Source organism: Bradyrhizobium lablabi (assembly GCF_900141755.1).
GTDB lineage: Bacteria > Pseudomonadota > Alphaproteobacteria > Rhizobiales > Xanthobacteraceae > Bradyrhizobium > Bradyrhizobium lablabi_A.
Genome location: NZ_LT670844.1, coordinates 7,545,660 through 7,569,211, shown reverse-complemented (window position 1 = coordinate 7,569,211; position 23,552 = coordinate 7,545,660). Strand labels below are relative to the sequence as shown.

Sequence of the window (23,552 nt, the reverse complement as noted above, 5' to 3'; positions counted from 1 at the left end):
CTCCTCCGCGGTTACTTCAGACGGTCAGCACATGAACGTAGCACAGGGGTTTCTTGCCCCAATGCTCGTTGATCGTCGACCGCACCGCCCGGCGCACCGATTCCGCCATCGCATCGGGATCGCGCCGGCGCGCCCGCGGCAGGTTCTCGACCGTCGAAACCACGGCGTCGAACACGATCTCGTCGATGACTTCACCGGCCGCATTCTTCTCCGGGATTCCGACCAGATCAACCTCGGGATCGTCGGCCAACTCGCCCTTTTCGGTCACCGCAACCGCCACGAAGACGCAACCGGCAAACGCCATCCGGCGCCGTTCGACCACGGCACGCGACTTGGAATCCTCCAGGATCGTGCCGTCCTTGTAGAGCCGCCCCGACGGCAGTTCATCGATAACGCCGGGATCGCCCGGCCCGAGTTTGACCAGATCGCCGTTGCGGCAGACCAAAACCTTCGGCACGCCGGCGGCGCGCGCGAGATTCGCATGCTCGAACAGATGCAGCGCCTCGCCATGGACCGGGATCAGGAGCTGCGGGCGGACCCAGGAGATCATGTCGCGCAGCTCGTCGCGGCGTGGATGGCCGGAGACGTGGACGAGGTGGGTGCGGTCGGTAATGACCTCGACGCCCTGCGTGATAAGGCCGTTGATGATGGCGCCGACCGCCTTCTCGTTGCCTGGGATGGTGCGCGAGGAAAAGATCACGCAGTCGCCTTTATTCAGCGTCACTTCGGGATGATCGTCATTGGCGATGCGCGCCAGCGCCGCGCGCGGCTCGCCCTGGCTTCCCGTGCACAGCGCCAGCACCTTGTCGGGGGGGAAATGGCCGTAGAGATCAGCACCGCGAAAGTTCTGCACACCGTCGAGAAAGCCGGTTTCGCGCGCCACCTGCACCACGCGCTCCATGGCGCGCCCGACCACGACGACCTCACGGCCGGCGGCCTTGGCGGCATCGGCCACCGCGCGCAGTCGGGCGACATTGGAGGCGAAGGTGGTCACGGCGACGCGGCCTTTTGCTCCCTTCACCAGTTCGGTGATGGTTTTTGCAACTTCGGCTTCCGAGGGCGAGCGCCCTTCCCGCACCGCGTTGGTGGAATCCCCAATCAGCGCCAACACGCCGGCCTCGCCGAGCTCGCGCAGCCGCCGCTCGTTGGTGGGCTTACCGATGATCGGCGTCGGATCGATCTTCCAGTCGCCGGTATGCAGCACCGTGCCGGCCTCGGTGTGGATCGCGAGCGCATGCGATTCGGGAATTGAATGCGCGACCGGAATGAACTCGACATTGAACGGCCCGAGATCGATACGGCCGCCCGACGGCACCACCGTGACCGGAATTTTCGGCGGATTGCGCTCGGAGGCGCATTTGGCCTCGAACAAAGCGGCGCTGAACTGGGTCGCGTAAATCGGGCACTTTAGTTTCGGCCAGAGGTCGATGATGGCGCCGAAATGATCCTCATGGGCGTGCGTCAGCACGAGGCCAATGAGGTTCTTGCGCTCTTTCTCAAGGAACTGGATATCGGGCATGATCAGGTCGATGCCCGGCAGATGTTCCTCGTCGCCAAAGGATACGCCGAGATCGACTGCGAGCCAGGCGCGCTGATGGCGGTTGCCGAGGCCATAGATCGACAGGTTCATGCCGATCTCGCCGACGCCCCCGAGCGGTGCAAAGGTCAGTTCATCCGGGCGCGCCATCAGGCTGCCCCTATAGAGGCGGCCGAGCCGAAATAGACATCGCCCGCCGAGATCGGGACCCGCGTGCCGCCTGACGTCCGCACGATCATGCAGCCGGCCTCATCAATGGTGTCGAATGTCCCTTCGACGGTTGATCCGCCGGTCTGGATTGCGACCGTCTCGCCGAGCCCGGCCGCGTGCTCCAGCCACAGCCGCCGGATTTCGCCAAATCCCCGCCCGTCATCCCAAATGCCACGGAATTCTGCCCAGGCGTCCGTCAACTCAGCGAACAATTCTTCCGCGCCGATATGGACGCCAAGCGCTGCCAGCGACGTCGCCGGCGTCGGCGTGCCCTCCGGTGCTGCGACCACATTGGTGCCGATGCCGACCACGACCGCGAGCTGGTCGGGCGCGACCGCTTCGGCTTCCAGCAAGATGCCGGCGAGCTTTTGCCGCCCCGCCAGTACGTCGTTGGGCCATTTCAGCGAAAACTTCATGTCGTCCGATCCCCCCGACCTCAGGGAGGCCTCAATGCTTACTTTTCGCAGCGCCGCTTCCAGCGCAAGGCCGGCGGCAAAACCCAGGGTCGCGGCAACCGCCGGCGATACGTCGATGACCTCGAGAATGCTGCTGGCGAGGTTACCACGCGGCGCGATCCAGGGGCGATGCCGCCGGCCGCGGCCCGCGGTCTGCTCCGAGGTCACGAACCAGATCGGCCCGCGCTCACCGTCTCGCGCGCGCGAAATAGCTTCGGCATTGGTCGAGCCGATATGATCGAAGGCAGCGAGCCGGTAACCCGCCGCGATGGCCCGGGGACCGAGGGAAAATTCCATCTAAAAAAGCGACTTCGCCGCAGCCGTAGCCACGCTCACCAGCGGCCCCGGATAGACGAAGAAAAAGATGTTGAAGAGACCCGCGACCGCCGCCACCGTGCGCAATTCCATCCGCATCGGGTCGAGCTTGGTGAGCGGCTCGTCGAAATACATCACCTTGATGATGGTGAGATAGTAATACGCGCCGACCACGCTGGTGAGCACGCCGACCACAGCCAGTGTGAACAATCCGGCCTTGATCGCAGCGACAAAGACGTACCATTTTGCAAAGAAGCCGGCGAGCGGCGGAATGCCAGCCAGCGAAAACAGCAGCATCGCAAAGATGAATGCGAGCAACGGATTGGTGCGCGACAATCCGGCAAAGGAGCTGATGTCCTCGACGTTGACGCCGTTACGCTTCATGGCCAGGATCACCGAGAAGCTGCCGAGCGTCATCGCCACATAGATCGCGATATAGACTAGGACGCCCTGGGCGCCCTCGGCCGTGCCGGCGGCGAGCCCGACCAGCGCAAAGCCCATATGGCCGATCGACGAATAGGCCATCAGCCGCTTGATGTTCTTTTGCCCGATGGCCGCGAACGATCCGAGCGCCATTGAGGCGATCGACACGAACACCACGATCTGCTGCCATTGCGGGACGATGCCGGGAAATGCCGTGAGCGCCACGCGGGTGAACACGGCAATGGCCGCGACCTTCGGTGCGGAGGCAAAGAACGCGGTGACCGGCGTCGGCGCGCCCTCATAGACGTCGGGCGTCCACATGTGGAACGGGACTGCCGAGATCTTGAAGCAAAGCCCGGCAAGCAGGAATACCAGGCCGAACACAAGGCCGATGCTGCCGGTCTTCACCGCCGCGGCGATCCCGGCGAAGCTGACGGTGCCGGTGAAACCGTAGATCAGGGACGCACCATACAGCAGCATCCCCGACGACAGCGCGCCCAAGACGAAATATTTCAGGCCGGCTTCGGTCGATTTGAGGTTGTCGCGGTTGCTCGCCGCGACCACGTAAAGCGCGAGCGACATCAGCTCCAGCCCGAGATAGAGCATGATCAGGTCGCCGGCCGAGATCAGCACCATCATGCCGAGCGTCGAGAGCAGCACCAGGATCGCGTATTCAAAGATGCGCCTGGACTGATCGGCCAAATATTCCGTGGAAAGGACCAAGGTCGCCGCGGAGCCGATCAGCGCCAGGATTTTCAGGAACCGGGCAAAATCGTCGACAATAAAACTGCCGGCAAATGTCGTCAGCTTGCCTGTCGGCAACCACAGCTCGAGCACGCCCGTGAGCACCAGCAGGCCGATTGCAAGGCCGGTAACGAGTCGGGTCGTCTCCTGGCCGCGATAAGCCCCCAACATCAAGAGCGCCATCGCGCCGAATGCCAGCACCAATTCCGGCAGCACGGGCAGCAACTGATATCCTGCACTCTCAAAGCTCATGGCGTTATCCGGTTCACTGCAATAGCGCCGCTGCCTTCACGGCAGTGACGGCGGTCGCGTAATTGTTGACGAGTTGCTGCACGGATGCCGCCGACATGTCGAGCACCGGCTTCGGGTAGAATCCGAACAGGATGGTGAGCGCGACCAGCGGGAACAGCGTCAGGCTCTCGCGGAGCGTGAGGTCCTTGATGCCGGCGAACGAGGGTTTCAGCACCCCGAAAATAACCTTCCGATAGAGCCACAGCGCATAGGCCGCCGAAAGGATCACGCCCGTTGTCGCAAACGTGGCGGTCGGGATCGAGACCTTGAAGGTACCGATCAGCGTCATGAACTCACCGATGAAGCCCGAGGTGCCGGGCAACCCGACATTGGCCATGGTGAAGACCATGAACACCAGCGCGTAGAGCGGCATGCGGTTGACGAGCCCGCCATAGGCCGCGATCTCGCGGGTATGCATGCGGTCGTAGACGATGCCGACACAGAGGAACAGTGCGCCCGACACGATGCCGTGCGAGATCATCTGGAACACGCCGCCGGCGACGCCCTGCGTGGTGCCGGCGAAAATTCCCATCGTGACAAAACCCATATGGGCGACGGAGGAATAGGCGATCAGCTTCTTGATGTCTTCCTGCATCAGCGCCACCAGCGAGGTGTAGATGATGGCGATGGTCGAAAGCGAGAAGATCAGCGGCGCGAAGTCATGCGAGGCCAGCGGGAACATCGGCAGCGAGAAGCGCAGGAAGCCGTAGCCCCCCATCTTCAACAGGATCGCGGCCAGGATCACCGAGCCCGCGGTCGGCGCCTCGACATGGGCGTCCGGCAGCCAGGTGTGGACCGGCCACATCGGCATCTTCACCGCAAAGGAAGCAAAGAACGCGAGCCACGCCCAGGTCTGCAAGGAGCGCGGCACGGCGGTGTGCATCAGCGTCGGAATGTCTGTGGTGCCAGCGTTCCAGTACAGCGCCATGATCGCGAGCAGCATCAACACCGAGCCGAGCAGCGTGTAGAGGAAGAACTTGAATGAGGCATAGACCCGGCGCGGGCCGCCCCACACCCCGATGATCAGGAACATCGGGATCAGGCCGCCCTCGAAGAACAAATAGAACAGCACGAGGTCGAGCGCACAGAAGGTGCCGACCATCAGCGTTTCCAGGAGCAGGAACGCCATCATGTACTCGCGCACCCGCACCGTCACCGATTTCCAGCTTGCGATAATGCAGAACGGCATCAACGCGGTGGTCAGGATCACGAACGGTAAGGAAATGCCGTCGACGCCCATATGGTAGGTGATGCCGCTCGACAGCCACGATAATTTCTCGACGAACTGGAAGTCGGTCTGCGCCGGGTCGAAACGCATCACCAGGATGAGCGACACCGCGAAGGTCACAAGCGTCGTCCACAGCGCGATCCAGCGCGCGTTCCGGGCAGCGGCCTCATCGTTGCCGCGCGCCAGCAGATAGACGAGGACGGCGCCCACCGTGGGCAGGAAGGTGACGAGGGAAAGAATCGGCCAGGTCGTCATCACTGGCCTCCCGCGCCGAACATGAACCAGGTGATCAATCCGGCAACCCCGATCAGCATCGCAAAGGCGTAGTGATAGAGATAGCCGGTCTGCAGCTTCACGACGTTGCGGGTGACGTTCAGCACCCACTTCGACACGCCGTCGGGCCCAAAACCGTCGATGATGTAACCGTCACCGTATTTCCACAGGAAGCGGCCGATCGCCTTCGCCGGGCGGACGAAGATCAGCTCGTAAAGCTCGTCAAAGTACCATTTGTTGAGCAGGAACTGGTAGAGCAGCGGCTGCTGGTTGGCCAGTTCGACCGGCAGATACGGCCTGCGGATATAGAAGACGTAGGATATATAGGCGCCAATCGCCATCATCACCGTCGGCAGGAGTTTCACCCACACGGGCAGCTCTTCCATGTCCTCGATGATGTGCGGATGCATCTTCACCGACTCGCGGAAGAACTCTTCCACGCCATTGCCTGCGAACAATTCCTTGAACGGGAGGCCGGCGAAGATCGAGCCGACCGCGAGAATGCCGATCGGGATCAGCATCCAGAGCGGACTTTCATGGGCGGCTTCGTAATGCTCGGGGTCATGCGGTTCACCGAAGAAGGTCTTGAAAATCAGTCGCCAGGAGTAGAACGCGGTCAGCCCGGCCGCAATCACCGTCATCAGGAAGCCGTAGATCGCCATCGGATTATGCGAGGCATAGGCAGATTCGATGATCGCGTCCTTGGAGAAATAGCCGGCGGTCAGCGGGAATCCGGTCAGGGCGAGCGTGCCGACGCACATGACGGTGAATGTATACGGAATTTTGCGCCACAGCCCGCCCATGTTGCGGATGTCCTGCTCGTGATGCATCGCGTAGATCACCGAGCCTGAGCCCAGGAACAACAGCGCCTTGAAGAAGGCGTGCGTGAACAGATGGAACATGCCGACGGAGTAAGCCCCCGCCCCCATCGCGACGAACATGTAGCCGAGCTGCGAACAGGTCGAATAGGCGACGATGCGCTTGATGTCGTTCTGCACGAGGCCGACGGTCGCCGCGAAGAAGGCGGTGGTGGCCCCGAAGAACATCACGACCGCCTGCGCGGTCGGCGCCAGTTCAAACAGCGGCGACAGCCGCGCTACCATGAAGACGCCTGCGGTCACCATGGTCGCGGCATGGATCAAGGCCGAGACCGGCGTCGGGCCTTCCATGGCGTCCGGCAACCAGGTGTGCAGCAGGAACTGGGCGGACTTGCCCATCGCGCCCATGAACAGCAGGAGACAGGTCAGCGTCAGCGCATCGGCGTGCCAGCCGAAGAAATCGATGGTCTTGCCGGTCAGCCCCGGCGCGCCGGCGAAGATGGTCTCGAAATCGGTCGAGCCGATCAACGCGAAAATCGCAAAGATGCCGAGCGCAAAGCCGAAATCGCCGACACGGTTGACGATGAAGGCCTTGATCGCCGCGGCATTGGCCGATGGCTTGTGGTACCAGAATCCGATCAGCAAATAGCTCGCAAGGCCGACGCCCTCCCAGCCGAAGAACAGCTGCACCAGATTATCCGCCGTCACCAGCATCAGCATCGCGAAGGTGAACAGCGACAGATAAGAGAAGAAGCGCGGCCGATACGGATCCTCATCCATGTAACCGATCGAATAGAGATGCACGAGCGAGGACACCGTGTTGACCACGACCAGCATCACGGCCGTCAGCGTGTCGACCCGAAGCGCCCAGGACACCTGCAGATCGCCGGAGGTGATCCACGGGAACAGCGCGATCCGCGCGTCGTGGTGCATGAAGCCGACATCGACCAGGGTCAGCCAGGATAGCGCCGCCGCAGTCAGCAGCAGTCCCGTCGTGATCAATTCGGCCGCGCGCGAACCAGCCGCCGCCGGCTCGGCCGCATGATCGTCGTGGCCGTGGTCGTCGGCGTCATCGTCATGGGCATCCGACGCATGGGCGTCGGCATGCGCATCGACGTGATGTTCGACCTCATCCCCGCCCGGATTGCGCGCATGCGCGCCAACGATAGCGATCAGCCCGGCGATGATCGCGCCGATCAGCGGCAGAAAGACGATTGCCTGGATCATGCGCGAATTAACCCTTCATCAGATTGACGTCTTCAACCGCGATCGAACCGCGATTGCGGTAATACACCACCAGCACTGCGAGACCGATCGCGGCTTCGGCCGCGGCCACCGTCAGCACCAATAGCGCAAATACCTGGCCGACGATGTCGCCGAGGAAAGTCGAGAACGCCACCAGGTTGACATTGACCGCCAACAAGATCAGCTCGATCGACATCAGGATGACGATGATGTTCTTGCGGTTTAAGAAGATGCCGAGGATTCCGAGCGTGAACAGGATCGCGCCGACCGAGAGGTAATGTCCAAGACCGATCGTCATTGCACCCACTCCGCCGCGTCCGCGTCCTGCAGGCCCTGCCCGGAGGCTACCTTGCGGATGCTCATTGCAAGTTCCGGCGTCCGCGCGTTCTGCACGTTGATGTCCTGCCGCTTGATGTTGGCCTTGTGGCGCAGGGTCAAAACGATGGCGCCGATCATCGCGACCAAGAGCACCATGCTGGCCATCTCGGTGTAATGGAGGTATTTGGTGTAAAGCACGAGTCCAAGCGCTTCGGTATTGCTGACATTGGTTGGGATCGCCGATGTAATCGACTTGGTGACGCCGGGATTGATCACCCAAACGCCGACGGTCAGCAGCAATTCAAACAGGAAGATTCCGCCGATCACGACCCCAACCGGCAAATATTCGATGAAACCCTCGCGCAGCTCGGTGAAATCGACGTCCAGCATCATGATCACGAACAGGAACAGGACCGCAACCGCGCCGACATAGACCACGACCAGGATCATCGCCAGGAATTCGGCGCCCATCAGCACGAACAGCCCGGAGGCGTTGACGAAGGCCAGGATCAGGAACAGCACGGAGTGCACCGGATTGCGCGATACGATCACCATGACCGCGGAAGCCACGCAAACGGCGGCAAACAGATAGAAGAACAGCGCGGGAAGGATCATGCCCTCACCTCACCGGTACGGCGCGTCGAGTTCGATCGCTTTCGCAATCTCGCGCTCCCAGCGGTCGCCATTGGCGAGCAGTTTCGCCTTGTCATAGTAGAGTTCCTCGCGGGTCTCGGTCGCGAATTCGAAATTCGGGCCCTCGACGATGGCATCGACCGGGCAGGCCTCCTGGCACAGCCCGCAATAGATGCATTTCACCATATCGATGTCGTAGCGCACCGTGCGGCGGGTGCCGTCGTTGCGGCGCGGGCCGGCCTCGATGGTGATCGCCTGCGCCGGGCAAATCGCCTCGCACAGCTTGCAGGCGATACAGCGCTCCTCGCCATTGGGATAACGCCGCAGCGCATGCTCGCCGCGGAAGCGCGGCGAGATCGGCCCCTTCTCGAAGGGATAGTTCAGCGTCGGCTTCGGCTTGAAGAAATAGCGCATGGCGAGGAAGAACGCCGATACGAATTCGGACAACAGAAGCGAACGGGCCGTGGCATTGATGTTGATACTCATGACGACCTCATTTCGGCGCGATGTCAGCAAAATGCAGCACGCCGGCGACGACTACCACCATCGCCAGCGACAGCGGCAGGAACACCTTCCAGCCGAGCCGCATCAACTGATCGTAGCGGTAGCGCGGCACGATCGCCTTTGCCATCGCAAACAGGAAGAACATGAAAAAGACTTTCAGCACGAACCAGATCACCCCGGGCACCCAGGTGAACGGCGGCAGCGCGATCGGCGGCAGCCAGCCGCCCAGGAACATGATCGTGGCCATCGCGCACATCGTGGTGATCGCGACATATTCACCGAGCATGAACAAGAGATACGGCGTCGAGCCGTATTCGACCATGAAACCCGCGACCAGTTCGGATTCGGCTTCCACCAGATCGAACGGCGGGCGGTTGGTTTCCGCCAGTGCCGAAACGTAGAACACCACGAACATCGGAAACAGCGGCAGGAAGTACCAGTTCAGGAAGGTCAGCCTGGGCAATCCGATCAGACTTCCGAGCCCATGGGTGTTCTGTGCCTCGACCACAGCCGAGAGATTGAGCGAGCCGGCGCAAAGCAGGACGGTGATAATGACAAAGCCGATCGAGACCTCGTAACTCACCATCTGCGCCGCCGAGCGAAGTGCTGCGAGGAACGGATATTTCGAGTTCGACGACCAGCCGGCCATGATGATGCCGTAGATCGACAGCGACGAGATCGCGAAGATATAGAGCACGCCGACATTGATGTCGGAGATCACCCAGCCGAGATCCATCGGGATCACCGCCCAGGCCGCGAGCGCCAGCACGCAACTCACGAGCGGCGCCAGCAGGAACACGCCCTTGTTGGCGCCGGAAGGAATGATCGGTTCCTTCAGCACGAATTTTAAGAGATCGGCGAAGGATTGCAGCAGGCCGAAGGGGCCGACCACGTTGGGTCCGCGCCTGATCTGCACCGCCGCCCAGATCTTGCGGTCGGCGAGCAGGATGTAGGCGATCGCGATCAAGAGCACGACGAGCAGCAAAACGCTCTGCGCGACCATGACGATCAGCGGCCAGAGAAATCCGGTCCAGAAGGTGCTTGCGAAGAATTCATCCATCAGGTCACGCTCACTCCGCCGCTGTCAGCATTTGCCCGGAGGCAAGGCGGGAACATTCCGCCATCACCGCCGACGCCCGCGCGATCGGGTTGGTCAGATAAAAATCCTCAACCGACGACTTGAACGGCGCTTTCTCGACGCTGCCGCCCTTGCCGGCGAGCGTCTTGAGGTCGTCGGCGTTGCCGGCTTCGATGTGATCCATGCGCATCAGATGCGGCACGGCGCGGAACATCGCCTGCCGCAACGCGGCAAGTGAATCGTAGGGCAAACGCTTGCCCATCACCTCGGAAAGTGCGCGGATGATCGCCCAATCCTCGCGCGCCTCTCCCGGGGGAAACGCCGCGCGGTTGGCCATCTGCACCCGGCCTTCGGTGTTGACATAGATGCCGGACTTTTCGGTGTAAGCCGCGCCCGGCAGGATGACGTCGGCGCGATGCGCGCCGCGGTCGCCATGGGTGCCGAGATAGACGACAAAGGTGCCGTCCGGCACCTTGGTCTCGTCGGCGCCCAGCAAAAACAGCACATCGAGCGTGCCGAACGTCGTCATCTGCGCCGCGCTTAAGCCGCCGGCGCTTGCCGCAAAGCCGACATCGAGCGCGCCGACGCGCGAGGCGGTGTCGTGCAACACGGCAAAACCGTTCCACTCGGGCTTGACCACACCGACATCGACCGCAAGCTTCGCCGCTGCCGTAAGGATCGCGGCGCCATCATGCCGTGCCACGGCGGCCGTACCGACCAGCACGATCGGATGTTTGGCGTTCTTCAGCACATCGGCAAAGGAATGCTTGCCGGCGGCGAGATCGAGAAGCGAATCCGTGCCGGCGCCGAGATAGTCATAATCGTAGGTGAGCTCGGCCTTGGGGCCGATCACGCCGATCTTGAGCTGGCCGCTGCGCCAGCGCTTGCGGATACGCGCGTTGAGAACGGCGGCCTCACGGCGCGGGTTCGAGCCGACGATCAGCAGCGCGTCGGCCTGCTCGATGCCGGCGATGGTCGGATTGAAAATGTAGGAGGCGCGGCCGGCCTTCGAATCGAAGGCGTCGCCGCCCTGCACCGCGAGATTGACCGAGCCGAACTTCGCCAAGAGCTCCTTGAGCGCGAACATCTCCTCGACCGCGGCGAGATCGCCCGCGATCGCACCGATCCGCTTGCCGTCGCTGCGGGCGGTTTTCGCCGCGATCGCCTCGAACGCCTCCGGCCATGATGCCGGCCGGAGCTTGCCGTTCTCGCGGATATAGGGGCGGTCGAGCCTTTGCGTGTGCAAACCGTCGACGACATGGCGGGTCTTGTCGGAAATCCACTCCTCGTTCACCGCTTCGTTGACGCGCGGCAGGATCCGCATCACCTCGCGGCCGCGGGTATCGACCCGGATCGCCGAGCCGATGGCGTCCATGACATCGATCGACTGGGTCTTGCCGAGTTCCCAGGGCCTTGCTGCGAACGCGTAGGGTTTTGAGGTCAATGCGCCGACCGGGCAGATATCGACCAGATTGCCTTGAAGCTCCGAGGTCAGCGCGGTCTCGAGATAGGTCGTGATCTCCATGTCCTCGCCGCGGCCGGTCGCGCCCATCTCGGGCACGCCGCAGACTTCGGCGGCGAAGCGGACGCAGCGCGTGCACTGGATGCAGCGGTTCATCGAGGTCTTGACCAGCGCGCCCAGATATTTGTCCTCGACCGCGCGCTTGTTCTCGGCAAAGCGCGAGGTATCGACGCCGTAACCCATCGCCTGGTCCTGCAGGTCGCACTCCCCGCCCTGATCGCAGATCGGGCAGTCCAAGGGATGGTTGATCAGCAAGAATTCCATCACGCCTTCGCGCGCCTTCTTCACCATCGGCGAGCGGGTGGAGATTTCCGGCGGCTCGCCCTTGGGGCCGGGCCGGCAATCGCGAACGCCCCAGGCGCAGCTTGCAACCGGCTTCGGGCCGCCCTTGATCTCGACCAGGCACATCCGGCAATTGCCCGCGATCGACAGCCGCTCATGGTAGCAAAATCGCGGGATTTCGGCGCCCGCGGCTTCGCACGCCTGCAGCAGCGTGAACTCCGGGGGAACATCGATCTCTTTGCCATCGATGATAAGTTTGGTCATAGAATTTAGGTCTTTCCGCAGTCGGGTGGTGTGACGCTGGCGGTCTTCATGGATGCCTGCACCCATTGCTGGGTGCTGCTGCCGTAGGTCGCAAGATAAGCCGGTTCGGCCTTGAACTTCTCGCACAGGAACCGCAAGTGCGGCCTCAGATCATAGTCGCAGGAGGCGAGCCACTCCCGGCTGCCGGCGAATGCAGCGGTCGCTTCCTCGCAGGCATAAAGGAAATAGGAGACAAAACTCTCATACTGAACCTTGTCCTCGCGGCTGCCTGCCTTGATCGCATCATAGTCCGGTTGCGAGAATTTTGGATTTCGGAACGCCAGTTCCGTATAGCCCAAAAACGCCTGCCGCGCGCTCGCCGCGCGGGTGTTGGAGCGAATTTCGTTGATCTGGAACAGGATCGCAACAAAGCCGAGCAGCGCCACGGCCGCCTGCGCCATCTGCGCCAGCGTCCCGAACTTCTGCCACCACAAGGTGCCCGGTTGCGACATCAACATCACTCCGCCGCCACCATGTGCGCTGGGTCCAAAATGCCGGCGTCGTCGACATCGGCCTTGCGCGAATATTCGTCGATGCGTGCTTCGATCTCGTGACGGAAATGCGCGATCAGGCCCTGGATCGGCCAGGCCGCCGCGTCGCCGAGCGCGCAGATGGTGTGGCCCTCGATCTGTTTTGTCACTTCCAGCAGCATGTCGATCTCGCGCTTGTGGGCGCGGCCATCGGCCATGCGGGTCAGAACCCGCCACATCCATCCCGTGCCCTCGCGGCACGGCGTGCACTGGCCGCAGCTCTCATGCTTGTAGAAATACGAAATCCGCGCGATCGCCCGGATCAGGTCGGTCGATTTGTCCATCACGATGACAGCCGCGGTGCCGAGACCGGAGCGCAATTTGCCGAGGCTGTCAAAATCCATCGGCGTATCGATGATCAGTTCGGCCGGCACCATGCGCACCGAGGAGCCCCCGGGAATTACGGCTTTGAGATTCTCCCAGCCGCCGCGGATGCCGCCGCAATGGCGCTCGATCAGCTCGCGGAACGGAATCCCCATCGCCTCTTCGACATTGCAGGGCCGCTCGACATGGCCGGAGATGCAAAACAGTTTTGTCCCGACATTGTTAGGCCGGCCGATCGCCGCGAACCACGCCGCGCCGCGCCGCAAGATATCCGGCGCGACCGCGATCGACTCCACATTGTTGACCGTGGTCGGGCAGCCATAGAGCCCGACATTGGCCGGGAATGGCGGCTTTAAGCGCGGCTGGCCTTTCTTGCCTTCCAGGCTTTCCAACAGCGCCGTCTCTTCGCCGCAGATATAGGCGCCGGCGCCGTGGGTGACGTAGAGATCGAACGGCCAGCCATTGACATTGTCCTTACCGATCAGTTTTGCCTCATAGGCCTGATCGACCGCGGCCTGCAGATGCTCGCGCTCCCTGATGAATTCACCGCGCACATAGATGTAGCAGGCATGCGCGTTCATCGCGAAGCTTGCGAGCAGGCAACCTTCGACCAGGAGATGCGGATCGTGCCGCATGATCTCGCGGTCCTTGCAGGTGCCGGGTTCGGACTCGTCGGCATTGACCACGAGATAGCTCGGCCGGCCGTCGGTGGATTCCTTGGGCATGAACGACCATTTCAGCCCGGTCGGAAAGCCCGCGCCGCCGCGGCCGCGCAGGCCCGACGCCTTCATCTCGTTGATGATCCAGTCGCGGCCCTTGTCAATAATCGCCTTGGTGCCGTCCCAGGCGCCGCGGCGGCGCGCACCTTCGAGGCCCCAGTCGTACAGGCCGTAGAGGTTCTTGAAGATGCGGTCCTTGTCATCGAGCATGATTTGAAGCTTCCCTTTGGGGATCAGCGATTGGATTGCTTGTAGGCGAGGCCGGCGGCGCATCCGCCGAACACCAGCGCCCACAACAGGCATGATTCAAACGATGCATGCAGCACGTAACGCTGCAGCAGGAAAATGAATGCGGCCGCGGCGAGTGTGTGCAGGACGATATAGCGCCAGTGCTTCATCGTGCTGACACTCCCCGGCCCTGCGGCATGTACCGTGCGGCTACCCGTCATGTGGTTTCCTTCAGCGTGGTTGGCCCGCCGATGGGCGCCGAGAACTGACGGCCGTTCTGCGGTCCGGGCTTTGGCGGATTGCCGGAGGCGAAGCCGTCCAGCACCTTGCCAAAGTTTTCCTTGGTCAGGTCCTCGTAGGTGTCCTTCCAGATCAGCACCATCGGGGCATTGACGCAGGCGCCGAGGCATTCGACCTCTTCCCAGCTGAAATTGCCGTCCTTGGAAAGGTGAAAGGGATCGTGATGGATGCGGCTCTGGCACACTTCGAGGATATCGCCGGCGCCGCGCAGCCGGCACGGCGTGGTGCCGCAGACCTGGACATGTGCCTTCTTGCCGACCGGCTGCAGCTGAAACATGGTGTAGAAGGTCGCGATCTCCAGCATGCGGATGTAGGGCATTTCGAGCAGATCGGCGACCGCGCGGATCGCCGCTTCCGACACCCACCCCTCATGCTGCTCCTGCACCCGCCACAGGATCGCGATCGCGGCCGAAGCCTGCCGGCCCGGCGGATATTTTGCGATCTGCTCCTTTGCCCAGGCGAGATTCTCCGCCGTGAACGTGAAGCTCGCGGGCTGCATTTCCTTCGGGGCGAGGCGGCGGACGGACATAATCGTTCAGTCTCTCATTGCATGCGGCGCGCGGCGCTCGCGTTTAAGGCATTGATCCGGTTTTGCCAGAATGGGCTTGCGGTACCGAACACGTTGTAACCGACATGGGTTGAAACCTTGATGCGGTCGAGGATCGAAAGCTCGGTCACGGTTTCCAGGCGATTGGAGCGCGGATCGTAGACGATCAGCTTCAGCGGGGTCTGTTCGAGGATATAACGCGACACGGTGTGGTTTGGATCGTTGCCGTGCTCCTCGCACAGCAACACGCTGTCGCTTCGCAACAGCCGCGTGCCGCCCTTGATGGCCTCGACCTCGACGCCTTCGACGTCGAGCTTGATCAGGTATTTTCCGTCCGGAGATATCTTGCCGTCGTCGAGCAGATTGTCGAGCGCGATGACAGGTACCTCCTCGCCGCCACTGCTCGCGCCGCCGACGATGCTGAACGCCTCGTGCTTGGTGCCAGACAGAAAGGCGGTGCCGCGCGTGGCACCGATCGCGCATTTCATCAGCGCGAAGCGGTTGCCGTTGATCTCTGCGTTGTTGGCGAGCTTGGGAAAGTTCTGCGACGCCGGCTCGATCGCAATCGCCTTGTGCGAACCGAACGGCGCGCTCGAGACCAGCACCGACCAGTAGCCGTAGTTGGCGCCGCAATCGAGCAACGTGTAATCCACGTCGGCGGAATCCCGGAACAACAGCTCCAACTCGTCTTCATAGTGATACGAGCGATTGAGCAGCTTGCTCCAGTAGCCATCGCCGTAGGGAAATTCGAACACGGCGTCTGAGTTCAATTTGATCGCGATATTGCGCTCGGGCAAAGTCTTGCGCAGCAGATTGGCGCAGCCGATGTAGCCGCGATGCGAAAAGTGCGACGAGATCTTCGAGCCGGTCGCCAGCGCCAGCGCCGCCGTCCGTTCCCACGCGTTCGCGCCCTCGAGCGCGCCGGTGGCCCGGTCAAACTGTATCGGCGGCAGCGCGATCACCGATCGACCTCTCCGAACACGATATCGAGCGAGCCGAGGATGGCCGAGACGTCGGCCAAGAGATGGCCCTTGCAGATGTGATCCATCGCCTGCAAATGCGCGAAACCGGGCGCGCGGATCTTGCATTTGTAGGGCTTGTTGGTGCCGTCGGCGACGAGATAGACGCCGAACTCGCCCTTCGGCGCCTCGACCGCGGCATAGACTTCGCCCGCCGGCACGTGGAAGCCCTCGGTGTAGAGCTTGAAGTGATGGATCAGCGCTTCCATCGAGCGCTTCATCTCGCTCCGGCGCGGCGGGAATATCTTGTTGTCCTCGACCGCGACTGGCCCCTGCCCGTCGGCTAAGCGCAGCTTTGCGATGCATTGTTTCATGATGCGCACGGACTGGCGCATCTCTTCCATCCGGATGCAGTAGCGATCGTAGCAATCGCCGTTCTTGCCGATCGGAATGTCGAAATCCATTTCGGAATAGCACTCGTAAGGCTGCGCTTTGCGCAAATCCCACGCCGCCCCCGAGCCGCGCACCATCACGCCGGAAAAGCCCCACTCCCAGGCTTCCTTGAGCGAGACCACGCCGATATCGACGTTGCGCTGCTTGAAGATGCGGTTGCCGGTCAACAGCCGTTCGAGGTCGGCGACCACGCCAAGGAACGGATCGCACCACGCCTCGATATCGTCGATCAGCTTTGGCGGCAGGTCCTGATGCACGCCGCCGATGCGGAAATAGGCCGCATGCATGCGCGAGCCGGAGGCGCGCTCGTAAAACACCATCAGCTTTTCGCGCTCTTCGAAACCCCACAGCGGCGGGGTCAGCGCGCCGACGTCCATCGCTTGCGTGGTGACGTTGAGCAGATGCGACAGGATGCGGCCGATCTCGCAATACAATACCCGGATCAATTGCCCGCGGCGTGGCACCGCGATGCCGAGCAGCTTTTCCGCCGCGAGGCAGAACGCGTGCTCCTGATTCATCGGCGCGACATAGTCGAGCCGGTCGAAATAAGGGATCGCCTGCAGATACGTCTTGTGCTCGATCAACTTTTCGGTGCCACGATGCAAGAGTCCGATATGCGGATCGACTCTCGCCACCACCTCGCCATCCAGCTCCAAAACAAGTCGCAGCACGCCATGCGCCGCCGGATGCTGCGGGCCAAAGTTGATCGTAAAATTGCGCAGATTCTGTTCGTTCATGGTCAGACTTTCGGACCCGCCTTCTCGTCTCCCGGCAGCACCGGATAATCCGCGCCTTCCCACGGAGACAGAAAATCGAATTTGCGGAATTCCTGATTGAGCCGGACGGGCTCGTAGAGCACCCGCTTCTCCTGGTCGTCGTAGCGCACCTCGACGAAACCGGTGAGCGGGAAATCCTTGCGCAGCGGATGACCGTCGAAACCGTAGTCGGTCAACAGCCGCCGCATGTCCGGATGGCCGGTGAAGATCACGCCGTAGAGGTCATAGGTTTCGCGCTCGAACCAGTCGGCGCCCGGAAACACCTCGATGATCGACGGCACCTGGGTGGTCTCATCGGCCGCCACCCGCAGGCGGATGCGCGTGTTGAGCGTCGGCGACAACAAATGATAGATCACCTCAAAACGCTTCTCACGACCGGGATAATCGGCCGCCGTCACATCGGTGAAGTTGACGAAGCGGAGGGAAGGATCGTCGCGCAGGAATTTTACCACATCGACGACCTTGTCGGCCTGCACCGCAATCGAGAGCTGGTTGAACGCGACCTTATGATCGGTCGCCGCACTCGGAAGCGCGCTAACAATCGTCTGCCCCAGGGCGTCGAGCCTGCCGTCATCCATTCTACTAAAACCTCAGCGTTCGATGGTCCCGGTGCGCCGGATCTTCTTCTGCAGCAGCATCACCCCGTAAAGCAGCGCTTCCGCCGTCGGCGGGCAACCGGGCACGTAGATGTCGATGGGCACGATGCGGTCGCAGCCGCGCACCACCGAGTAGGAATAATGATAGTAGCCGCCGCCATTGGCGCACGACCCCATCGAGATCACGTAGCGCGGCTCCGGCATCTGGTCGTAGACCTTGCGCAGCGCCGGCGCCATTTTGTTGGTCAGCGTGCCCGCGACGATCATGACGTCGGACTGCCGCGGCGAAGCGCGCGGCGCAAAACCGAAGCGCTCGGCGTCATAGCGCGGCATCGACATCTGCATCATCTCGACCGCGCAACAAGCCAATCCAAACGTCATCCACATCAGCGATCCCGTGCGCGCCCAGGTGATGAGATCGTCGGTCGCGGTGACGAAGAAGCCTTTGTCGGAGAGCTCGTGATTGACCTCGAGAAAGTATGGGTCATTGGCCCCGACCGGCTTGCCAGTTGCGGGATCGAGAATGCCGGTCGCGGCGGGCGCGACCGCCGGTACCAATCCGGGTTTTGCGGCAGCGGGGCTCAATCCCATTCGAGCGCACCTTTCTTCCATTCGTAGGCGAAGCCGACGGTAAGGACGGCGAGGAAAACCACCATCGACCAGAAGCCGGTCGAGCCCAACTTGCCGAACGCCACCGCCCACGGGAACAGGAATGCCACTTCCAGGTCGAAAATAATGAACAGGATGGCCACGAGGTAGAAGCGGACGTCGAATTTCATGCGGGCGTCGTCGAAGGCGTTGAATCCGCATTCATAGGCCGAGAGCTTCTCGGGATCCGGCTGCTGGAACGCCACCAGAAAAGGAGCGATCAGAAGCGCCAGACCGATCAGGCCTGCTACCCCTATGAACACCACGAGTGGAAGATAATTCTGCAGGATGCCGGTCATCGGCGGTGCCTTTTCCTGCGGTTTCGAACAGCCGCAGATTCGTTAATTGGAATGTTTCTGAGGCTTAGCGCAGCGCAACAAGGGGCGCAAGACAAGCAATTTTGACGTCTCCGCCGGCCCCCGCGCGCTGTGGGATAGCCTTTTTCATGCGTCATTCCAGGGCGCGCCGTCTAGGATGATTTGGCCCTTTTTGGCTCACCTCTTTTTCGGCATCGAGCATTTTGGCGGCGGTGTCGGTCAGGCGGTCGATGTGCCCCAGCAGCATCGCGACGTCACCCTTCTCCAGTTGTTCCAGGAGCCGCTGATTGCGCTCCAGCGCGCCTGCCACAATCGCGTCGTGGGCGGAGAGCCCGGTCCGGGTAAGGCAGACCAGCACCTCCCGGTTATCCCTGGGGTTGACCGCCCGTGAAACCAGCTTGCGCGAGACCAGCCCGGCCAGCGCCCGGCTGATCTGCCCCTTGTCCATGCCGACCGCCTCGGCAAGGCTGACCACGCTCATCGGCGGCCGGCGTCCCAGCGAGGCCACCAGACCAAATTCTACCGAAGAAAGCCCGGCCAGCCGCTTGTAGCGCAGAATGGCGCCCCGCTTCAAAAGATTGGCGAGCACCATCAGCCGCGACGACATCATCGCCGTGATTGGCGCCAGCTCGGCATCCTTGCCGGCATCCGGCAGAGGCGCGTCCACGCTTTTTGTTTTCCGGCTCATCTCAAGACCTCTGCCAACAAAGCCCGGTTTTGCCAAGCTTGGCAAAATCGTTGACATTGTCATCTATCTAACGTTCACTTTGGCGATAAACGAGACGACCGCGGGCGCAAGAGCCGCGGCGGGAGGAAACGGCGATGACCATTACAGATCGCGATCTCGGCACGGCCTATGCCATGCGGCCGGCCGCCACCCGCACCGAACTGACGGCGGTCGGCCGCGGCACGCCGATGGGGAAATTGCTCCGGCGCTATTGGCATCCGATCGGTCTTGCGGCCGACGCCAGCGATATCCCCAGAAAAGTCCGCGCGCTGGCAGAAGATCTGATCCTGTTCCGCGACCGGCATGGCCGCCCAGGGCTGCTCCATGCGCGCTGCTGCCACCGCGGCACCACGCTCTATTATGGCAAAGTCGAGGAAGATGGCATCCGCTGCTGCTATCACGGCTGGAAGTTCGATACCGAAGGGCGCTGCCTGGAGCAGCCCTGCGAGCCCGATGGCGGCCAGTTCAAGGACAGAGTGCGCCAGCCCTGGTATCCAGTTCAGGAGCGCTACGGGCTGATCTTCGCCTATATGGGGCCGGCGGAGAAGAAGCCGGTGCTGCCGCGCTATGAGGCGCTGGAGAACATGGACGACGGCGAGTTCGTGGAAGCCGACGACTCCTCGATCGGCGGCGGCGGCCCGGCCGTGATCCCCTGCAACTGGCTGCAGCATTTTGAGAACGTCGTCGATCCCTACCACGTCCCGGTGCTGCACGGCTCGTTCAGCGGCCCGCAATTCACCAACATGATGGCGTCGATGCCGCAAGTGAAGTTCGAGACGTCGCCGCGCGGCGTCACCGTGCGCTCGATCCGCAACCAGGACGACGGCAAGGTGTTTTATCGGGTCACGGAAGCAGCCCTTCCCACACTACGCGTGGTGCCCAATCCGCGGGTCGCGCAATTTGCCCGCGTCGAGTCGATCGGCTGGACCCTGCCGATCGACGATACCTCGTTCCGTATCTACGTCGCCGGCCGGGTCAAGAACTCGGGCGACATTGGACGCATGCGCTCAAAGTTCAACGGCAAATTCTGGTGGGACATGACCGAGCAAGAACACCAGCAATTCCCCGGCGATTACGAGGCGCAGGTCGGCCAGGGAGCGGTGACGCTGCACTCCGAAGAGCATTTCGGCCAGAGCGACCGCGGCATCCTGATGATCCGGCGGATGCTGAGCGATCAGCTCGAGGCCTTGGCCGCAGGGCGCGATCCGATCGGCGTCTCGTTCGACGAGCGCGCGCCGCCGGTCGAATTCGAGGCGGGGAATTTTATTCGCGAGGCGTGAACGATCGCGGCTCGTCTCGGAAAAACAAGTTTGGGGGAACCCATGGTCGATTTCGCGCCCGGGGCGGCCGCGCAAGCCGGCGTTGCCGCAAGGCCGTCGGCGCGGCGATATTACGTGCTGGGTCTGCTCACCATCGTCTACGCCCTGAATTTTCTCGACCGCACCATTTTCAATGTCCTGATCGAGCCGATCAAAAAGGAATTCTTGCTCAGCGACACCACGATGGGCCTGCTGGCGGGGTTCGGTTTCGTCTTGTTCTATTCGCTGCTCGGGATACCGATTGCGCGCGTTGCCGACCGGCTCAACCGCCGCAATATCGTGGCGTTGGCGTTTGCGTTCTGGAGCACGATGACATTTCTCTGCGGCATGGCCTCGAGCGTGGCGACGCTGGCGCTGGCACGGATCGGCGTCGGCATCGGCGAGTCCGCAGGGACGCCTGCGTCGCAGTCGATCATCGCCGATCTCTTCGACAAGAACGAACGTCCGCGCGCGCTTGGCGTCTATTCCGTTGCCACTTATCTCGGCGTCTTCTTAGGCTATTTCATCGGCGGCTATGTCAACCAGCACTACGGCTGGCGGATGGCATTCTTCGCAGCCGGCCTGCCCGGCATCGCACTGGCCGCGATATTGTGGCTGACGGTGTCAGAACCGAAGCGCGGCGCCATGGCGGAGACCTTTGTGCCCGAGCCGATCGCGCCGACGCTTCGTTTCCTCGCCTCGCAACAGAGCTTTGTCATCGTGCTGATCGGGTTTTGCCTGACGACCTATACCAATTATGCCACCGCCTCCTGGATCCCGCCGTTCCTGGCCCGCGTACATCATCTGACAAGCGCCGAAATCGGAACCTATGCCGGCACGTTCAAGGGATTGTTCGGGATGGCGGGAACGCTGGTCGGGGGTTTCGTGGTGGCGCAGATCAGCCGCCGCGACGATCGCTGGAAGCTATGGGCGCCAGCGATCGCATCCAGCCTCGCCGGGCCCGTGTTCGCGCTGTGCATGCTGACGCCGGATTTTACCACCATGATCGCAGCGCTCGGGGCGACCTCGTTTCTGGTCGGCTTTCACCTTTGGCCGATCTTTGCGATCGCGCAGACGGTGGCGCGCCCGAGCATGCGGGCGCTGGCGTCTGCGATCGTCATTTTGACCGCGACCTGTTTTGGCCAAGGCGTCGGCCCGCTCGCCGTCGGGATGATCAATGATGCGCTGAAGACCGACTACGGCGCCGATGCCGTGCGCTATTCGCTGCTGTCGGCTGCTGTCACGACCACGCTCGGCGCGCTGTTGTTCGTGTGGGCGGCGGCGTCCGTTCGCGCGGATATCAAGCGCGCGACTTTGCTCAATAATTTGCGCGTATTCTGATCGCAAAACCGATGTCCACTTTTGCTGAATACGCGCGCCTCAAATCAGCGGCCCCGTGTACTTCTCCAACTGCGTCCAGGCTTCAGCGCCATAAGTCTTCTGCCATTGCGTATAAAAACCTGCCTTCACCAGCGCCGCCCTGAACTGCACAGGGTCAGGCTTGTTGAAAATCATGCCCTTGCTGACGAGATCGGCCTGCAGCGAGCGGTCCATCTCTAATAGATCGGCGCGTTCCTTGACGGCTGCCTCGTCGAAATTGTGGTTGACGATCTCCAGGAGATCGGCCGGCAGGCCGGCCAGCGCGCGACGGTTGGCGACGATCCAGTAGCCACTCCAGCAATGGTTCGACAGCGCGCAATATTTTTGCACCTCGTATAGCTTTCCGGTCGACACCTGCGCGAGGGGATTTTCCTGGCCCTCGACGATATGGGTCTGCAGCGCCGAATAGAGCTCGCTATAGCTGATGCTCGACGGCAGTGCCCCCAACCCGCTGAACAGCGAGGTGAGCAGCGCCGTGACGGGCACGCGGATCTTGAATCCCCTGAGGTCTTCGACGCCGTTCAATTGCCGGCTTGAGGATGAGGTGATCTGGCGGAATCCGTTGTCCCACATCTTCTTCATCGGCACGATGCCCGATTTGCCGATGGCGTCGCGGACGACCTCGCCGACGCCGCCGTCCATCGCGGCCCAGACCTGGTCGTAGGACTGGAACGCAAAGCCTATGCTCGGCAGGCCCGACAGTGGCACCAGCGTCGACAGCGTCATGCTCGGCGCCGCCAATAGCTCGATACCGCCGGCGCGCAGTTGCGACAGCATCTCGGGATCGCCGCCGAGCTGGCTGTTGGGGAACACCGTGACGTTCAGCCGCCCCGATGACTGCGCGCCGATCGCCCGTGCCGCTTCAGTCAATCGAACGGTAAGGGGATGGGTGTCCGGCGTGTTGACGCCCAGCTTGAACTCGAATTCGGCCGCGGCACCGGCCGGTTTGCTCAAAACGGCGGTTGCCCAGGCGCCGGACGCCGCGCCGAACAGACCCCTGCGGGTAATCGTCATTTTTGTTGCCTCCCAAGCGCCTTATCGCGCCTTGAGGACAGTCTCCAACGAACCGTGCGTGTCCGCAAGCTGGGTGAGACCCGCGTGACAAGCCCCGGACCACCGGCCAAGCGACGATTCCAGCCCCTTTGCGGCCGACGAAACCATTTTGGGAGACCCACGAAACCACCCTGAAACAAACTGGGTCTAGGTCTGTCGCCAACAAGGCGGCACCAAGAGTCGCCAGGAGGCTCAGATGAACCACTCAATTCACTCAGCGGACCGCGCGACGCACCTGAAAATTGTGGTTGTTGCCCTGATTGCCGGGATCGCGGTGGCTGGTTTCGGTATCTCCGCCCGTACCAATTCGGACTATACCCAGACCGCCCACGTGATTAAGGCCGGCAAGCCGATGGCCGTGACGAGCTCGGATAGCTCGATGGTCCGATAAAGCAAGTCCAGGAAGTCATTGCGCGAAAGACGGCCGCCTCCGGGCGGCCTTTTGCTTTTTACGGCCCTCCGAGAACAACATGTGATTTGCCGGCCGCCGGATGCTCTGTTCAATCGGACAGGCTAAT

Annotated in this window: 24 protein-coding genes; 3 read left to right on the top strand and 21 right to left on the bottom strand. The window is 62.1% G+C overall.

Annotated elements, in window-relative coordinates; genetic code table 11:
- Positions 1 to 16: 16 nt before the first annotated feature.
- From B5526_RS35455 to B5526_RS35360, 20 genes are all read right to left on the bottom strand, one after another.
- The gene (locus B5526_RS35455) at positions 17 to 1,687 is read right to left on the bottom strand and encodes a ribonuclease J (RefSeq protein WP_079544274.1); all 1,671 of its coding nucleotides are present in this window, start codon (positions 1,685 to 1,687) and stop codon (positions 17 to 19) included.
- The gene (locus tag B5526_RS35450) at positions 1,687 to 2,499 is read right to left on the bottom strand and encodes a biotin--[acetyl-CoA-carboxylase] ligase (protein ID WP_079544273.1); all 813 of its coding nucleotides are present in this window, start codon (positions 2,497 to 2,499) and stop codon (positions 1,687 to 1,689) included. The genes B5526_RS35455 and B5526_RS35450 overlap by 1 nt, the downstream gene beginning before the upstream one ends.
- Positions 2,500 to 3,936, bottom strand: a complete 1,437-nt coding sequence (gene nuoN, locus B5526_RS35445) for an NADH-quinone oxidoreductase subunit NuoN (RefSeq protein WP_079544272.1) — start codon at positions 3,934 to 3,936, stop codon at positions 2,500 to 2,502. It lies immediately after the preceding gene.
- A gap of 13 nt (positions 3,937 to 3,949) precedes the next feature.
- On the bottom strand, positions 3,950 to 5,458 hold the full coding sequence (locus B5526_RS35440) for an NADH-quinone oxidoreductase subunit M (RefSeq protein ID WP_079544271.1): 1,509 nt from the start codon (positions 5,456 to 5,458) through the stop codon (positions 3,950 to 3,952).
- Positions 5,458 to 7,521 (bottom strand): NADH-quinone oxidoreductase subunit L, encoded by a 2,064-nt coding sequence (gene nuoL, locus B5526_RS35435; RefSeq protein ID WP_079544270.1) that lies wholly within the window; start codon positions 7,519 to 7,521, stop codon positions 5,458 to 5,460. The genes B5526_RS35440 and nuoL overlap by 1 nt, the downstream gene beginning before the upstream one ends.
- A gap of 7 nt (positions 7,522 to 7,528) precedes the next feature.
- Positions 7,529 to 7,837: an NADH-quinone oxidoreductase subunit NuoK gene (gene nuoK, locus B5526_RS35430; RefSeq protein ID WP_079544269.1), complete on the bottom strand. Its 309-nt coding sequence runs from the start codon at positions 7,835 to 7,837 to the stop codon at positions 7,529 to 7,531.
- Positions 7,834 to 8,472: an NADH-quinone oxidoreductase subunit J gene (locus B5526_RS35425; protein WP_079544268.1), complete on the bottom strand. Its 639-nt coding sequence runs from the start codon at positions 8,470 to 8,472 to the stop codon at positions 7,834 to 7,836. The genes nuoK and B5526_RS35425 overlap by 4 nt, the downstream gene beginning before the upstream one ends.
- A gap of 9 nt (positions 8,473 to 8,481) precedes the next feature.
- Positions 8,482 to 8,970: an NADH-quinone oxidoreductase subunit NuoI gene (gene nuoI / locus B5526_RS35420; protein ID WP_079545908.1), complete on the bottom strand. Its 489-nt coding sequence runs from the start codon at positions 8,968 to 8,970 to the stop codon at positions 8,482 to 8,484.
- A gap of 13 nt (positions 8,971 to 8,983) precedes the next feature.
- Positions 8,984 to 10,054: an NADH-quinone oxidoreductase subunit NuoH gene (gene nuoH / locus B5526_RS35415; protein WP_079544267.1), complete on the bottom strand. Its 1,071-nt coding sequence runs from the start codon at positions 10,052 to 10,054 to the stop codon at positions 8,984 to 8,986.
- 10 nt (positions 10,055 to 10,064) lie between these two features.
- Positions 10,065 to 12,140 carry an NADH-quinone oxidoreductase subunit NuoG gene (nuoG, locus tag B5526_RS35410; RefSeq protein WP_079544266.1) on the bottom strand — a complete coding sequence of 692 codons (2,076 nt, stop codon included), beginning with the start codon at positions 12,138 to 12,140 and terminating at the stop codon, positions 10,065 to 10,067.
- Between the two features lie 5 nt (positions 12,141 to 12,145).
- Positions 12,146 to 12,631, bottom strand: a complete 486-nt coding sequence (locus B5526_RS35405) for a hypothetical protein (protein ID WP_154071619.1) — start codon at positions 12,629 to 12,631, stop codon at positions 12,146 to 12,148.
- Between the two features lie 5 nt (positions 12,632 to 12,636).
- Positions 12,637 to 13,962: an NADH-quinone oxidoreductase subunit NuoF gene (gene nuoF / locus B5526_RS35400; RefSeq protein WP_079544264.1), complete on the bottom strand. Its 1,326-nt coding sequence runs from the start codon at positions 13,960 to 13,962 to the stop codon at positions 12,637 to 12,639.
- Between the two features lie 23 nt (positions 13,963 to 13,985).
- Positions 13,986 to 14,201: a hypothetical protein gene (locus B5526_RS35395; RefSeq protein WP_079544263.1), complete on the bottom strand. Its 216-nt coding sequence runs from the start codon at positions 14,199 to 14,201 to the stop codon at positions 13,986 to 13,988.
- Entirely contained in the window at positions 14,198 to 14,809 is a 612-nt protein-coding gene (gene nuoE, locus B5526_RS35390) for an NADH-quinone oxidoreductase subunit NuoE (protein WP_079544262.1), read from the bottom strand. Before nuoE ends, B5526_RS35395 begins: the two co-directional genes overlap by 4 nt.
- A 14-nt stretch (positions 14,810 to 14,823) precedes the next feature.
- A complete protein-coding gene (locus B5526_RS35385) occupies positions 14,824 to 15,786 on the bottom strand; it encodes an FkbM family methyltransferase (RefSeq protein WP_172842225.1) in 963 nt (320 codons plus the stop codon).
- Positions 15,786 to 16,976, bottom strand: coding sequence for an NADH-quinone oxidoreductase subunit D (locus B5526_RS35380; RefSeq protein WP_079544260.1), 1,191 nt, complete (start codon positions 16,974 to 16,976; stop codon positions 15,786 to 15,788). The genes B5526_RS35385 and B5526_RS35380 overlap by 1 nt, the downstream gene beginning before the upstream one ends.
- Before the next feature lie 2 nt (positions 16,977 to 16,978).
- Positions 16,979 to 17,593 carry an NADH-quinone oxidoreductase subunit C gene (locus B5526_RS35375; protein ID WP_079544259.1) on the bottom strand — a complete coding sequence of 205 codons (615 nt, stop codon included), beginning with the start codon at positions 17,591 to 17,593 and terminating at the stop codon, positions 16,979 to 16,981.
- Between the two features lie 12 nt (positions 17,594 to 17,605).
- Complete coding sequence (locus B5526_RS35370; protein ID WP_079544258.1) at positions 17,606 to 18,202, bottom strand: NuoB/complex I 20 kDa subunit family protein; 597 nt, start codon at positions 18,200 to 18,202, stop codon at positions 17,606 to 17,608.
- Positions 18,193 to 18,558: an NADH-quinone oxidoreductase subunit A gene (locus tag B5526_RS35365; RefSeq protein ID WP_079544257.1), complete on the bottom strand. Its 366-nt coding sequence runs from the start codon at positions 18,556 to 18,558 to the stop codon at positions 18,193 to 18,195. Before B5526_RS35365 ends, B5526_RS35370 begins: the two co-directional genes overlap by 10 nt.
- A gap of 151 nt (positions 18,559 to 18,709) precedes the next feature.
- Positions 18,710 to 19,264 (bottom strand): MarR family winged helix-turn-helix transcriptional regulator, encoded by a 555-nt coding sequence (locus B5526_RS35360; protein WP_079544256.1) that lies wholly within the window; start codon positions 19,262 to 19,264, stop codon positions 18,710 to 18,712.
- A gap of 134 nt (positions 19,265 to 19,398) precedes the next feature.
- Here B5526_RS35360 and B5526_RS35355 point away from each other — a divergent pair, with 134 nt between their 5' ends.
- Both B5526_RS35355 and B5526_RS35350 read left to right on the top strand, forming a co-directional pair.
- Complete coding sequence (locus B5526_RS35355) at positions 19,399 to 20,583, top strand: aromatic ring-hydroxylating dioxygenase subunit alpha (RefSeq protein ID WP_079544255.1); 1,185 nt, start codon at positions 19,399 to 19,401, stop codon at positions 20,581 to 20,583.
- A gap of 42 nt (positions 20,584 to 20,625) precedes the next feature.
- Positions 20,626 to 21,942 carry a spinster family MFS transporter gene (locus tag B5526_RS35350; RefSeq protein WP_079544254.1) on the top strand — a complete coding sequence of 439 codons (1,317 nt, stop codon included), beginning with the start codon at positions 20,626 to 20,628 and terminating at the stop codon, positions 21,940 to 21,942.
- Between the two features lie 39 nt (positions 21,943 to 21,981).
- Here B5526_RS35350 and B5526_RS35345 read toward each other — a convergent pair whose 3' ends face one another.
- Positions 21,982 to 22,995: a TRAP transporter substrate-binding protein gene (locus tag B5526_RS35345; protein WP_079544253.1), complete on the bottom strand. Its 1,014-nt coding sequence runs from the start codon at positions 22,993 to 22,995 to the stop codon at positions 21,982 to 21,984.
- A 235-nt stretch (positions 22,996 to 23,230) separates the two neighbouring features.
- Between B5526_RS35345 and B5526_RS35340 the strand changes: the two genes are divergently transcribed.
- Entirely contained in the window at positions 23,231 to 23,425 is a 195-nt protein-coding gene (locus B5526_RS35340; protein WP_079544252.1) for a hypothetical protein, read from the top strand.
- Positions 23,426 to 23,552: the final 127 nt, after the last annotated feature.